Source organism: Umezawaea endophytica, assembly GCF_025061645.1.
GTDB lineage: Bacteria > Actinomycetota > Actinomycetes > Mycobacteriales > Pseudonocardiaceae > Umezawaea > Umezawaea endophytica.
In genome coordinates, this window is sequence record NZ_JANYMP010000020.1 from 44,215 (window position 1) to 57,508 (window position 13,294).

The following is a 13,294-nucleotide window of genomic DNA, read 5'->3' on the forward strand; positions in this document are numbered from 1 at the left end:
CGGCCTACTTGCCGGAGTTCAGGGCGGCGGCGATCACGTCGTCGGCCTTCTTGGCCTCCGCGACGGGATCACCGCCGGTCAGCACCGCGGTGAGGAAGTCCTTCACCGGGTTCTTCGCCTCGACGGCCGCCCAGTTCGGCGACTGCGGGGTGCCGTGGCCGTTGACCGCGCCCGCGGCCATCGCCGCCGCGCCGGGGTTCTCGGCGAGCGCGGACGCGAGGCTCGTGCGGTTCGGCACGTAGTTCATCGCCTTGGCCAGCTCGGTCTGCCACTTCTCCCCCGTCAGCGCCTTGATCATCTTGTACGCCTGGTCGGGGTGGCTGGAGGACTGCGGCACGATCAGGTCCGAGCCGCCGGTGAAGACGGCGCCGGGCTTGTCGGCGGTCTTGCCGGGGATCGGGAAGAACCCGAGCTTGCCCTCCAGCGCCGGGTTGGCCTTGGTGATCAGACCGGCCGCGCCGGGCACCGCGATCAACTGGGCGACGTCACCCCTCGAGAAGACGTCGGTCTGCTGCGGCTTGGCCTCGTCGGAGTCCTTCGGGCCCTGGCCCAGCGCCTGGAGGGACCGGTAGAAGTCCACGGCCGCCGCGCCCGCGGGCGTGCCGAGGCCGCCCTTCCACTTGTCGCCGTCCTTGGTGGCGAGGTCTCCCCCCTCGTCCCACAGGAACCCGGACAGCACGTACCAGTTCTGGCCGGGCAGGTAGATGCCCTGGGTCGTGCCCTGGTTGAGCTTCGCCGTGGTCTCCAGCCACTCCGCGCGGGTCTTCGGCGGCGCGGTGATCCCGGCGGCGGCGAACAGGTCCTTGTTGTAGATGACCACGCGGTTCGCCGCGTAGTAGGGGATGCCGAACTGCTTGCCGTCCACCGCTCCGGGATCGCGCAGGCCGGGGATCCAGTCCTTGCCGTTCAGCTCGTCGACCTTGTCCGTCAGGTCGACCACGCCGCCGCTGGCCGCGTACTGCGCGACCTGGGTGTTGCCGACCTCGATCACGTCCGGCGCGTCGTTGCTCGCGAGCGCGCTGACGACCTTCTGCCCGATGCCGCCCCACTCCTGGATCTGGATGTTGAGCTTGATGTTCGCGTTCTCCGCCTCGAAGTCGCTCTGGAAGCGCTGGAGGAAGTCGGGGGTGACGCTGTCCTTCATGAGCCAGACGTCCAGTGTCGCGGGACCGTCCGATGTGGACGTCGGCGTGGACGAACCGCAGGCGGCGGTGGCGAACGCCAGCGCGAGAGCGGCGGCGAGCAGGCGGGGGCTCTTCATCAGTCACCTCGTGGCGCGATGTTGACCATTGGTAAGACCAGATCTGTTGCACCAGAAGGTGGCATAGACCAATCGTCCGGTCAAGCATCGAGACCAAGAAGATGTTTCCGCAGACCAGCACCCCACAAGATGATCTACCGAACGGCGGTTGACACCCAGGCCGGACGCGAAAACGGTCTCAACTGGTCAAGTTGCGGCTTGACCAGTTGGCCGCTGTCAGGACGTGCGGGTCGGCCTGCCCGCCCTCAGGCACGCTTCCGCCCGCAGGTCGAGGAACGCCTCCTTGGGGTCCGGGAAGTGCCGCCACGGCTCGCCGTCCGCGTGGGGGCCGAGCAACCGGAACTGGTCGACGGCTTCGGCGTAGCGGTGGTTGTCGACCAGCGCCAGGACCGCGTAGCCGCGATCGGTCCGCGAAGCCCGGTCGTCCACGTGGTCGCGCGCCAGCACGGCGTCCAGGGCGGCGTGCACGAGCGGCGTGCGCCAGGCGACGGGGTCGTCCGCGGCCGACTCCAGCGCGGCGTGCAAGGGCAGCGCGGCCAGGAGGTGCGACGTGTTCGCGGCGCGTTCGGCGAAGGCGGTTGCCAGGTCGTGGGAACCGCACCACCGCTCGCTCCAGTAGCCGAGCGCCCGGTCGTGGCCCGCGCGGTGCGCGGGCGCCCGCGCCGTGAGCCCGGCCCAGATCCGGCCGAACCGGTCGTGGTCGAAGGACAGGCCGCAGGCGATCTCCGTGAACGACCACCAGGGCGTCGGGTCGTCCGGAGCCACCTCGACCGCGTGCTCGACGGCCGCCTCCGCCCGGCGCAGCACGCGCTGGAAGGCCCGGAGGTGTTCGTCCGCCGTCTCCCAGTCCGGGGCCGTGCCGCGAACGGCCCACGCCAACCGCACCCACGCCTCGGCGTCGACCACCGCGAGGTGCGGATCATCGGGGTGGGCCGCGCGCCACCGGTTCAGCCACCCGTCGTCGTGCGCACCGACGTCGGCGACCGCCCCCACGACGTGGGAGCGCCGGTCCCAGTCGCCCCACGAGTCGGCGACCACCGCGGCCGCGTGCCGCCACCGCCCGAACCGGGCTTCGGACAGGGCGAAGGTGAGGGCCGGCTCGCGTTCCGGGAAGTGTTCGCGCACGTCGCCGTTGGCCACGAGGCCCCACCGGGCCGGGTCGGCGTTCTTCCGAGGATCCATGGGGGGCAACGGGTTCTCCTGCCTCAGGCAGTGGGCCGGTAGTCGGGTGCGATGCCCGCCGCGGCGAGCGCGGCGCGGAGGGCCGTCGTGCTGCCGCCGTCGGCGACCGCGGCGTCGACGTGCTCCGGCGGGACGCCCACGTACTCGACGTCGCCGATCCAGTCCCGCCGCCAGCGCGCCCGACCGGCGTCGACGTGCGCCAGCGAGATGAGCCCGGTCAGGTCCTCCTCGACGAACCCCCTGGCGAACTCGCGCCGCGCTCGCGGTCCCCCGGACGCGCTGCCGGGACGCAGCCCGTCGGGGGCGAGGTCGACGAGCCTGCCCGCGTCCAACGCGTCCAGGACGGCGGTCAGCGTCGCGGGCCGCCCCGAGATCCGCGACGCCGCCCGGAGCAGCCGGTCCGCGGCGAACGCGGTCCGCGCCCGCACGGTGAGGTGCCCGAGTTCCGCCCAATCCACGCGCACGACGGGCGTCGGGCTCGCGAAGGACGCGTCCAGGACCCGCGTCGGCTCCACCAGCAGCCCGGCCGCGGGACCGCCGCCCCAGCTCCGAACCGGTTGCGCGGCCAGCGCTTCGACGGCCGCGATGCGCTCCGAGGTCGGCGGGTGGGAGTCGTAGGGGTCCTGCTCCCGGTCGCCGGACCCCTGCCTGACCTCTTCCAGGAAGTCGGCCAGTTCGTCGCAGCCGAGCAGGTCGGCGAAGCCGTCGAAGACCCCGTTCGGCAGGTATCCCGCGGCGGACGCGACGGCCAGGTGCCGCTCGACGAAGACATCCCACGCCGCGCCGAGCACCAGCAGTTCCCGCAGCGCGCTCGCGGCCGTGACCGAGCCCGCCACCCGCGCGGACACGACGTCGGCCGCGAGTTCCTGCCCGCGGCAGACCGCGCTCGACACCTTCAGGTACAGCTTGGTGTACTCCGCGATCAGGGCCGCCACGACGGCACGGGCCTGGTTGTCGCCCTTGAGCCCCTTGAGGACGCGTAGCTGCGCGTCTCGGCCGCTCATCACGATCCCGGCCAGGCGGGTGTCGCGGTTGCCGTAGTGGCCCAGCTCGTGGGCAAGGATCGAGGCGATCTGCTCCTCGGTGAGGCACGCCAGCAGCGGGGCGCCGATGTACAGGCGCCGCCGCACCACCCGCAGGCCGAGGAGCCTCGTCTGCTCGGACACCGCGGCGTTGACCACCGGGACGATCCGCACCTCGTCCGGCGGTCGGGTGCCGACCACCGCGGCGACCCGGTTCACCAGGTCCCACAGCCGCGGCTGGTCGTGCGCGGTGACCGGAACGCCGACGGGGTCCTCGCGCTGGGCCCGCCCGATCGTGATCACCGCGCCCACCAGCGCGAAGAACGCGGAGAACGCGAACACCGCCAGGAAGAGCCCGGTGAGGGGCCGATTCCACAGCAGCAGCCCCTCGCCGACGAGGATGCCGGCGGCCAGTCCCAGCAGCAGGACGTAGAACCCGGCCGGCATCGCGACCGCCGTGGCGGCGCGCAGCGAAAAGCGCATCGGACTGCCTCCCCCGAACACCGCAACCCCCTGCGGCTCCGAGCAGTGTGCGGCACCGCCCGCTCGACGGCCAAGCCGGGACGCGTTCAGTCCAGTGAGGCGACGAACCGGGAGACCGCGTCCGGGGTCAGCTTCTGCGCGAGCCGTCCGCCGGGCGCGAGGGAGGCGAGCTGGTACAGCGGCCGGTCGGCCGCCGCCATGCCCTGCGCCTCGGCCCGCAACTGGGCGACGAGCAGTTGGGAGAACACCAGCCCGTTCGGGTCACCGCGACCCGCCAGCACGTCCGCCAGCCTGCGCAGCGGGAACACGCCCTGCTCGCGCCCGCCGGTGCCCGCGTAGATCGCCAGCGCCAGGTTGATCGCCTTGCCGCCGCCGCGCACGAACAGCCCCACCGTGCGGCTGCCGCGGACGTCGGTGACGAGCAGGTCCAGCTCGTCGGCCGCCCGCAGGTCGACCGACCGCGTGCCGAACGCCCGCACGGACAGCACCTGGCCCTGGAGCCAGACCCGGCGCCGGGCCTCGCTCCACGCCAGGAGCAGCAGCGGCAGGGCGACGATCGCCAGGGCGATCAGTCCGGGGACGCGGCCCGCGATGAGCCCGAGGACCCCGCCGAAGAACCCCGCCACCATCACCGCCCCGATGGCGACCATGCGCGCCCGCTTGCGCACCGTCGCCGGGTCGAGGAGGTCCAGCGGGATCCGCTCGGCGTCGTCGGTCACCGGCCCAGCGCTTCCCGCACGGAGACGACCACGTCGACCAGCGGCACCGCGCGCTGGTCACCGGTCGCGAGTTCCTTGAGCTGCACGACACCGGCCTCGATGTCCCGCTCGCCGAGCACGAGCGCGAACCTGGCACCGGACTTGTCCGCCGCCTTCATCGCGCCCTTCATCCCACGGCCGCCGTAGGCGAGGTCGAACCGCACCCCGGCCGCCCGCAGCTCACCGGACAGCCCGACCAGCCGCGACTTCGCGGCCTCGCCGAGCGGCACGCCGTAGACGTCGCAGCGGGTCACGTCGCCGGGCGTGATGCCCTCGGCCTGGCACGCCAGCAGCGTGCGGTCGACGCCGAGCCCGAAGCCGACACCGGACAGCGGCTGCCCGCCCAACTGCTCCATCAGCCCGTCGTAGCGCCCGCCGCCACCGATGCCGGACTGCGAGCCCAGGCCGTCGTGCACGAACTCGAACGTCGTCTTCGTGTAGTAGTCGAGGCCGCGCACCATCCGCGGGTTCTCGGTGAACTTCACGCCCAGCTCGTTCAGGTAGCCCTTGACGGTCTCGTAGTGCTCACGCGTCTCCGGCGCCAGGTGGTCCAGCATCAGCGGCGCGTCGTCCATCAGCGCCCGCACCTCGGGGCGCTTGTCGTCCAGCACCCTCAACGGGTTCAGCTCCGCGCGCGTGCGAGTCGCCTCGTCCAGCGGCAGCTTCGCCAGGAACGCCTGGAGCTTCTCCCGGTACTGCGGGCGGTCCGAGCTGTCACCGAGCGAGGTGATGTCGAGCCGGAACCCGGTGAGGCCCAGCGACCGGAAGCCCGCGTCGGCGATGGCGATCACCTCGGCGTCCAGCGCCGGGTCGTCGACGCCGATCGCCTCCACGCCGACCTGCTGGAGCTGCCGGTAGCGACCGGCCTGCGGGCGCTCGTAGCGGAAGAACGGCCCGACGTAGTACAGCTTCGCGGGGAGCTGGCCGCGGTCGAGGCCGTGTTCGATCACGGCCCGCATGACCCCGGCCGTGCCCTCGGGGCGCAGCGTGACGGACCGGTCGCCGCGGTCCGCGAACGAGTACATCTCCTTGCTCACCACGTCGGTGGACTCACCGACGCCGCGCGCGAACAACGCCGTCTCCTCGAAGATCGGCAGCTCGATGTAGCCGTAGCCCGCCCGGCGCGCGGGCTCGGCCAGCGCCTCGCGCACGGCCAGGAACGACTCCGCGGTCGGCGGGAAGTAGTCGGGAACGCCCTTGGGGGCGGAAAAAGTAGTCACGTCACAGTCCTCGGTGCGGTGCGGCCGGTGCGGAGTCGCCCAGTTGCGTCAGGTACGGGTTGCTCACGCGCTCCCGGCCGATGGTGGTCGTCGGTCCGTGGCCGGGCAGGACCACCGTGTCGTCCGCCAACGTCAACACCTTGCGGCGCAACGACGTCAGCATGCTCCGGTGGTCACCACCCGGCAGGTCGGTGCGACCGATCGAGCCCGCGAAGAGGGTGTCGCCGGACAGCACCAGCCGTCCGCCCTCCTCGGTGCCCGCGCGGAACATCACCGACCCGCCCGTATGGCCGGGGGTGTGGTCGACGGTCATCCTCAGCCCGGCGAGGTCCAGTTCGGCGCCGTCGTCGAGCGAGCGCACCTGCTTCGGCTCGCGCATCTCCAGCTTGCCGCCGAAGAACGCGGCCGTCTCGGCGCTGATGCCCTTCAGCGGGTCCGACAGCATCTCCTGGTCGTCCGGGTGGATCCAGGCGGGGATGTCGTGCCCGTCGCACACGGGGGCGACGGAGAACGAGTGGTCGAAGTGACCGTGGGTCAGCAGCACGGCGACCGGCGACAGCCGGTGCTCACGCAGCGCCTTCTCCAGCGGCTCGACGGCGTCCTGGCCGGGGTCCACGACGACGCAGGCCTCGCCCTCGCCGGTGGCCACCAGGTAGCAGTTGGCCTGCAAGGCGCCGGTCGGGAACCCGATCACCAGCACGGCGGCACCTCTCGACGGCAACGGATTGGCAACAGAACGCGGTGTAACCGCTGTACCAGCCTAGCCGGCACACACCAGCTATATACGTGCCCCCTAGACTGCCCAAATTGTCGGCTCTGCCGGCACGCACTATCCACCCGCGAAGCACGAGATCCCTGGGGAGGGAGCAGGTGCCGAACAACGAGCAGCGCCGCGAACAAGCAAAGCGGAAGCTGGAGCGTCAGCTCGTCAACCGACAGCAACGAGCGAAGCGTCGAAGGCTTACCGCGCTGGTAGCGACGACCTTGACCGTGATCGTGGTCGCGGGCGGCGTCTACTTCCTCGCGACGCACGACTGGAGCAACGGCGACGCCGAGGCCGCCACCGGTGAGAGCAGCTCGGCGCCGAAGCCGATCCAGATCCCCACGGAGGTCAAGGCACTGCCGAAGCGCCCGACCCCGTTGGCCGACCCGGTCGCCTGCGAGTACCGCCCCTCCAAGGAGCCCGGTGCCAAGGAAGGCATCAAGGCGCCCGAGGGCGCCGGGATCGCCTCCACCGGCACGCAGACCGTGACGATCAAGGCCAACATCGGTGAGCTGAAGCTGACCCTGGACAAGTCGCTGGCCCCCTGCACGGTGAACAGCTTCATCAACCTGGTCACGCAGAAGTACTACGACGGGTCGAGCTGCCACCGCATCGGCACCGAGGGCCTCCAGATGTTGCAGTGCGGTGACCCGACCGGCACCGGTTCGGGCGGCCCCGGCTACGCCTTCGACAACGAGGTGTGGCCCGAGCTGACCTACGGCCGCTCGTACCTGGCCATGGCGAACGCGGGCGCGGACCCCGAGACGCAGAAGGGGACGAACGGCAGCCAGTTCTTCATCGTCTACGGCGACGCGCAACTCTCCCCCGACTACACCGTCTTCGGCAGCCTCGACGAGGCCGGCCTGAAGCTGATCGACGAGGTCGCGAAGGCGGGCCACGACGGCGCGTTCGACCCGTCGCCCGGCGGCGGCAAGCCGAACAAGGAAGTCAAGTTCGAGACGGCCACCGTCGGCTAGCACGCACCACCACGCACGAGAGCCCCGGCACACCGTGCCGGGGCCCTTCGCGTCTTCCCCTTGGTACTGCACGGGACCTGTCGATCATCCTGCCGAACAGCTCTAACGCCCCGCTGACGCCTCGTCGATCTCCGCCATGTGCGCCTCGGCCCACTCCCGCAGCGCGGCGAGCGGCACCTCCAGCGAAAGCCCGAGTTCGGTCAGCCGGTAGTGCACCCGCACCGGCACGGCGGGCTCCACCCGCCGCGCGACCAGCCCGTCGTGCACCAGGCTCTGGAGCGTCACGGACAGCATCTTCTGCGAGATCCCCGGTATCCGCCGCCGCAGGTCGGCGAACCGCACCTCACCGGGCGCGGCCTCGGCCAGCACCTTCACCGCCATCGACGTCCACTTGGACCCGATCCGGTCCAGCAGCCGCCGCGTGGGGCACGCGGGCGAGAACAGGTCTCCACGGGTCACCCGGACCTCACCACCTGACGCGGAAGTGCCGTCTTGGCACGGCGAACGAGAGTACCTAGCTTCACCAGGTAACCAATGGTAACCGCAGAGGAGCTGGGATGACCGACATCACCGTGGACGAGGTGGCCGCGAACGGCATCGAGATCACCGTGGCGACAGCCGGAACGGGACCGGCGATCCTGCTCCTGCACGGCTTCCCGCACACCTGGCGCATCTGGGAAAAAGTCATTCCCACGCTGGCCGCGAGCCACCGCGTCATCGCCCCGGACCTACGCGGCCTAGGCGGCACCACCCGAGCCAAGACCGGCTACGACGCCGGCACCCTGGCCCAAGACGCGGAAGCGTTGCTGGACGCACTGGGCGAACGAACCGCAACCGTCGTAGGCATCGACGCGGGCGCCCCACCAGCGTTCCTCCTGGCCATGCACCACCCCGAGCGAGTCGACCGCCTGGTACTCATGGAGTCCCTGCTGGGCGACCTACCAGGCGCCGAGGCTTTCACCCCACCGTGGTGGTTCGGCTTCCACCAGGTCCCCGACCTGGCCGAACAGGTCCTGACCGGCCACGAGGCCAAATACCTCAGGTTCTTCCTCACCGCGGGCACCCAGGGCCGAGGCGTACCACCGGACATCGAAACCGCGTTCACCACCGCCTACACCGGCCACGACTCCTTGCGCTGCGCCTTCGAGCACTACCGCGCCATGCCCACCAGCACCCGCCAGATCCGCGACGCCGTGGCGCACAGCAGACTCACCACCCCAACCCTGACGATCGGCGCCCACCCGGTCGGCTCAACCCTGGAACGACAACTACGCCCGATCGCCGACAACCTCACCGGCCGCGTGATCCCCGACTGCGGCCACATCATCCCACTGGACCGACCAGCCGCACTGCTACAGCTACTACTGGAGTAGCACGCCCCCGCACATCAGCACGCAACTAGAAGACACCCACACTCCCCCCGCCACCCCGATCCGAAGCGCCCTCATGGCCCGTTTCGTTTGTCAAGGCATCTTTCCCGCCTTGACAAACGAAACGGGCCATGGAGACACTTGGCGAGCGGGGTGGCTATCCCCACACCCTCAGCTAGCCGAAGTCACCCGGTAAACGTCGTACACACCCTCAACGCTCCGAACGGCCTTCAGCACGTGCCCGAGGTGCTTCGGATCCCCCATCTCGAACGAGAACCGGCTCACCGCCACCCGGTCCCGCGAAGTGGTCACCGAAGCCGACAGGATGTTGACCTTCTCGTCCGCCAGCACCTTCGTCACGTCCGACAGCAGCCGGTGCCGATCGAGCGCCTCCACCTGGATCGCCACCAGGAACACCGACGACGCCGAAGGCGCCCACTCGACGTCCAGCAGCCGCTCGGGCGAGGCCAGCAGTTCGTCGGCGTTCGTGCAGTCGGTCCGGTGCACCGAGACCCCACCACCACGGGTCACGAAGCCGAGGATGTCGTCACCGGGCACCGGCGTGCAGCACCGGGCCAGCTTCACCCACACGTCCGTGGCGTCCTTGACCACGACACCGGCGTCCCCGGTCACCCTCCGGCGGGTGACCGTCGACGGCGTCGACCGCTCGGCCAGCTCCTCCTCGGCGTGGTCGACCCCGCCCAACTGGGCCACGAGCCGCTGGACGACGTGCCGCCCCGACGTGTGCCCCTCGCCGACGGCGGCGTACAGGGCGCTCACGTCGGGGTAGTGCAGCTCCTTGGCCAACGCCCCCATCGAGTCGGCCGACACCAATCGCTGCAACGGGAGTCCGACCCGCCGGACCTCCTTCGCGATGGTGTCCTTGCCGACCTCGATCGCTTCTTCCTTGCGCTCCTTCGCGAACCACTGCTTGATCTTCGCCTTCGCGCGGGGCGACGCGACGAACGACAGCCAGTCCCTCGAAGGCCCGGCACCCTCGGCCTTCGAGGTGAAGATCTCGACGACCTCGCCGTTCTCCAGCTTCCGCTCCAGCGCGACGAGCCGCCCGTTCACCCGAGCGCCGATGCACCGGTGGCCCACCTCGGTGTGCACCGAGTAGGCGAAGTCCACCGGCGTCGACCCGGCGGGCAGCGTCTCCACGTCACCCTTGGGCGTGAACACGAAGATCTCGCGAGCGGCCAGGTCGAAGCGCAGCGACTCCAGGAACTCGCCGGGGTCGGCCGCCTCCCGCTGCCAGTCGAGGAGCTGGCGCATCCACGCCATCTCGTCGACCTCGACGCCCTTGCCGTTGTGCGTCCCGCGCGTCTCCTTGTACCGCCAGTGCGCCGCGATGCCGTACTCGGCGGTGCGGTGCATGTCGTACGTCCGGATCTGCACTTCCAGGGGCTTGCCGTCCGGCCCGATCACCGTCGTGTGCAACGACTGGTAGACCCCGAACCGCGGCTGCGCGATGTAGTCCTTGAACCGGCCGGGCATCGGCTGCCACAGCGCGTGCACGACACCCATGGCGGCGTAGCAGTCGCGCACCTCGTCCACCTGGATGCGGACGCCCACCAAGTCGTGGATGTCGTCGAAGTCGCGGCCCCGGACGATCATCTTCTGGTGGATCGAGTAGTAGTGCTTCGGCCTGCCCTCGACCTTCGCGGTGATCCGCGAGCCCTCGAGCTGGCCGGTCAGCTCGGTGATGACCCCGCCGAGGTACGTGTCGCGCGACGGGGCCCGGTTGGCCACCAGCCGCACGATCTCGTCGTACTTCTTCGGCTGGAGGATCGCGAACGCGAGGTCCTCCAACTCCCACTTGACCGTCGCCATGCCCAGGCGGTGCGCCAGCGGGGCGAGGACCTCCAGGGTCTCCCGCGCCTTGCGCGCCTGCTTCTCCGGCGGCAGGAAGCGCATCGTGCGCATGTTGTGCAGCCGGTCGGCCAGCTTGATGACCAGCACCCGCGGGTCCTTGGCCATGGCGATGACCATCTTGCGGATGGTCTCGGCCTCGGCCGCCGCGCCGAGCTTCACCTTGTCGAGCTTCGTGACACCGTCCACGAGCCGGGCCACCTCGTCGCCGAAGTCCTCGCGGAGGGCTTCGAGCGAGTAGTCGGTGTCCTCGACCGTGTCGTGCAGGAGGGCAGCCACCAGCGTGGTGGTGTCCATGCCCAGCTCACCCAGGATCGTCGCCACGGCGAGCGGGTGGGTGATGTACGGGTCGCCGGACTTGCGGCGCTGGGGCCGGTGCTTCTCCTCGGCCACGTCGTACGCGCTCTGCAACAGGGCCAGGTCGGCCTTGGGGTGCAGGTCGCGGTGGACGGCGGCCAGTGGTTCGAGCACCTGCTTCACGGGCGCCGCCCGCTGTGCGGTGATGCGTCGCGCGAGTCGCGCGCGCACGCGCCTGGTGGCTGACGGCGGCCGTGCGGGCACGGGCTGCGTCGTCGCCGCGGGTTCGGTGTCCTGGCTCAACCACGCTCCTCAGGGGCTAGGACCCGAGAATAGCCCCGCGCGCCGAGAAAAACGGCGTGCGGGGCGACGAGCGGGGTACTTCACACGGCGAGCAGCGCGCTGACGTTCCGTCCGGCTAGTCGGGCACGACCGTCCAGGGCGGTGATCTCCAGTACCACGGAGATGCCCGTCACGATCGCCCCCGCACGCTCCACGAGTGTGCAGGCGGCCTCGGCGGTGCCCCCGGTCGCGAGCACGTCGTCCACGATCACGACGCGCTGACCAGGGAGGATGGCATCGGCGGGCAGTTCCAGCTCCGCCGTGCCGTACTCCAGGTCGTACGACACGCGGTGCGCGACGGCGGGCAGCTTGCCCGGCTTGCGCAGCGGCACGACGCCGTAGCGCCAGCCGTACCCGAGGGGTGCTCCGAGCAGGAAACCGCGCGATTCGATCGCGGCGACGACCTGCGTGTCCGGGTCGATCTTGTCCTGCAACCCGTCCACCACGGCGCGCAGGGCGTCGGGATCGGCGAGCACCGGCGTGAGGTCCCGGAAAACAACACCCGGTCGGGGGAAGTCCGGGACCTCACGCAGGAGTTTCAGCGCGTTGTCGAGCTTCAACGCTGCTTCTTGCCGGTCGGGCGGCCACGACGGAGGTCGCTGGCCTTCGGCGTGCGGGACGGCACACCGGCCGCCGCCGCGTACGCCTTCTCCTTGCGGAGTTCGGCGTCCAGGACCGACTCGTCGCTGGACTCGATGCCCTCGGGGGCCTCACCGGTCGACTGACCGGCGGCGGCCTTCTTCGCCAGGCTCTCCCGGCGGGCGAGCACCCGCTGGGCCTGGGCCTTGTACTTCGGGTCGCGCATCTTCAAGTCCACGGCCGCGGGGGTCGCGATGTAGATGGACGACAGTGCGCCGATGAAGATACCCGTGAGCTGCACGAGCGCCAGGTCCTGGAGCGTGCCGACGCCGAGCAGGCCGACGCCGATCACGAGCAGGCCGAGCACGGGCAGCAGGGCGATCAGCGAGGTGTTGATCGACCGCATCAGGGTCTGGTTGACCGCCAGGTTGGCCGCCTCGGCGTAAGTGCGCCGGGTCAGGCCCAGGATGCCCCTGGTGTTCTCCTTGACCTTGTCGAACACGACCACCGTGTCGTAGAGCGAGAAGCCCAGGATGGTCAGCAGACCGATAACCGTCGCGGGCGAGACCTCGAACCCGACGAGCGAGTAGATGCCCGCCGTGATGATGACGTCGTGGAACACGGCGATGAGCGCCGCGACGGCCATCGACAGCTCGAAGTACAGCGCCAGGAAGATCGCCACCGCCACCAGGAACACCAGCAGCGCGATCAGGGCCTTGGTCGTGATCTCACCGCCCCAGGAGGCGCTGACGGCGCTGTCGCTGATCGACTGGATGCCGCCGGACGGCTTCAGGTCGTCGTTCAGCGCGGTCTTCAGCTTGGCGACCTGCTCCGTGTTCAGCGTCTCGGTGCGGATCTGGATGGTCGCCGTGCCGCCGGTGCCCACGCTCTGCACCGCCGTGGCGTCCTCGCCGAGCGCCTTGCTGAAGCTGTCCTTGACCGCTTGGACCTGGATGTCGCCCTGCGAGCTCGCGGCGGGCATCTGGATCTTGGTGCCGCCGACGAAGTCGATGCCGAGGTTGAACTGCTTGATCCCGATCGAGCCGATGCAGATCAGCAGGATGATCCCGAAGATCACGTACCAGCGCTTGCGCTTGCCGACGATGTCGAACGCGCCAGTGCCGACGTAGAGGCGGTGGAAGACTCCGTTGCCCTTGGTCTTCGCCAC

Annotated in this window: 12 protein-coding genes; 2 read left to right on the forward strand and 10 right to left on the reverse strand. The window is 70.4% G+C overall.

Translation table 11 applies throughout. The features are described from left to right. Positions 1 to 4: 4 nt before the first annotated feature. The 6 genes from NZH93_RS33355 to NZH93_RS33380 all read right to left on the reverse strand — a co-directional run bounded on the left by NZH93_RS33355 (position 5) and on the right by NZH93_RS33380 (position 6,626). Positions 5 to 1,261 carry an extracellular solute-binding protein gene (locus tag NZH93_RS33355; RefSeq protein ID WP_259627259.1) on the reverse strand — a complete coding sequence of 419 codons (1,257 nt, stop codon included), beginning with the start codon at positions 1,259 to 1,261 and terminating at the stop codon, positions 5 to 7. A 216-nt stretch (positions 1,262 to 1,477) separates the two neighbouring features. Then, positions 1,478 to 2,443: a DUF4034 domain-containing protein gene (locus NZH93_RS33360; RefSeq protein WP_259627260.1), complete on the reverse strand. Its 966-nt coding sequence runs from the start codon at positions 2,441 to 2,443 to the stop codon at positions 1,478 to 1,480. A 23-nt stretch (positions 2,444 to 2,466) separates the two neighbouring features. Then, entirely contained in the window at positions 2,467 to 3,948 is a 1,482-nt protein-coding gene (locus NZH93_RS33365; RefSeq protein WP_259627261.1) for a M48 family metallopeptidase, read from the reverse strand. A gap of 86 nt (positions 3,949 to 4,034) precedes the next feature. Continuing rightward, entirely contained in the window at positions 4,035 to 4,667 is a 633-nt protein-coding gene (locus tag NZH93_RS33370; RefSeq protein ID WP_259627262.1) for a hypothetical protein, read from the reverse strand. Further along, positions 4,664 to 5,926, reverse strand: a complete 1,263-nt coding sequence (gene hisS, locus NZH93_RS33375) for a histidine--tRNA ligase (protein ID WP_259627263.1) — start codon at positions 5,924 to 5,926, stop codon at positions 4,664 to 4,666. Before hisS ends, NZH93_RS33370 begins: the two co-directional genes overlap by 4 nt. 1 nt (position 5,927) lies before the next feature. Beyond that, positions 5,928 to 6,626, reverse strand: a complete 699-nt coding sequence (locus NZH93_RS33380) for an MBL fold metallo-hydrolase (protein ID WP_259627264.1) — start codon at positions 6,624 to 6,626, stop codon at positions 5,928 to 5,930. A gap of 170 nt (positions 6,627 to 6,796) precedes the next feature. Here NZH93_RS33380 and NZH93_RS33385 point away from each other — a divergent pair, with 170 nt between their 5' ends. After that, positions 6,797 to 7,666, forward strand: a complete 870-nt coding sequence (locus NZH93_RS33385) for a peptidylprolyl isomerase (RefSeq protein WP_259627265.1) — start codon at positions 6,797 to 6,799, stop codon at positions 7,664 to 7,666. Between the two features lie 102 nt (positions 7,667 to 7,768). On the opposite strand, the gene NZH93_RS33390 is transcribed toward NZH93_RS33385, so the two are convergent. Further along, entirely contained in the window at positions 7,769 to 8,125 is a 357-nt protein-coding gene (locus NZH93_RS33390) for a winged helix-turn-helix transcriptional regulator (RefSeq protein ID WP_259627266.1), read from the reverse strand. A 98-nt stretch (positions 8,126 to 8,223) separates the two neighbouring features. On the opposite strand from NZH93_RS33390, the gene NZH93_RS33395 reads away from it, so the two are divergent. Next, entirely contained in the window at positions 8,224 to 9,039 is an 816-nt protein-coding gene (locus NZH93_RS33395; RefSeq protein ID WP_259627267.1) for an alpha/beta fold hydrolase, read from the forward strand. A 168-nt stretch (positions 9,040 to 9,207) separates the two neighbouring features. On the opposite strand, the gene NZH93_RS33400 is transcribed toward NZH93_RS33395, so the two are convergent. From NZH93_RS33400 to secF, 3 genes are all read right to left on the reverse strand, one after another. Beyond that, positions 9,208 to 11,508 carry a RelA/SpoT family protein gene (locus NZH93_RS33400; protein ID WP_259627268.1) on the reverse strand — a complete coding sequence of 767 codons (2,301 nt, stop codon included), beginning with the start codon at positions 11,506 to 11,508 and terminating at the stop codon, positions 9,208 to 9,210. An 80-nt stretch (positions 11,509 to 11,588) separates the two neighbouring features. Further along, positions 11,589 to 12,107 (reverse strand): adenine phosphoribosyltransferase, encoded by a 519-nt coding sequence (locus NZH93_RS33405; RefSeq protein ID WP_259627269.1) that lies wholly within the window; start codon positions 12,105 to 12,107, stop codon positions 11,589 to 11,591. Then, a complete protein-coding gene (secF, locus tag NZH93_RS33410) occupies positions 12,104 to 13,294 on the reverse strand; it encodes a protein translocase subunit SecF (RefSeq protein ID WP_259627270.1) in 1,191 nt (396 codons plus the stop codon). Before secF ends, NZH93_RS33405 begins: the two co-directional genes overlap by 4 nt.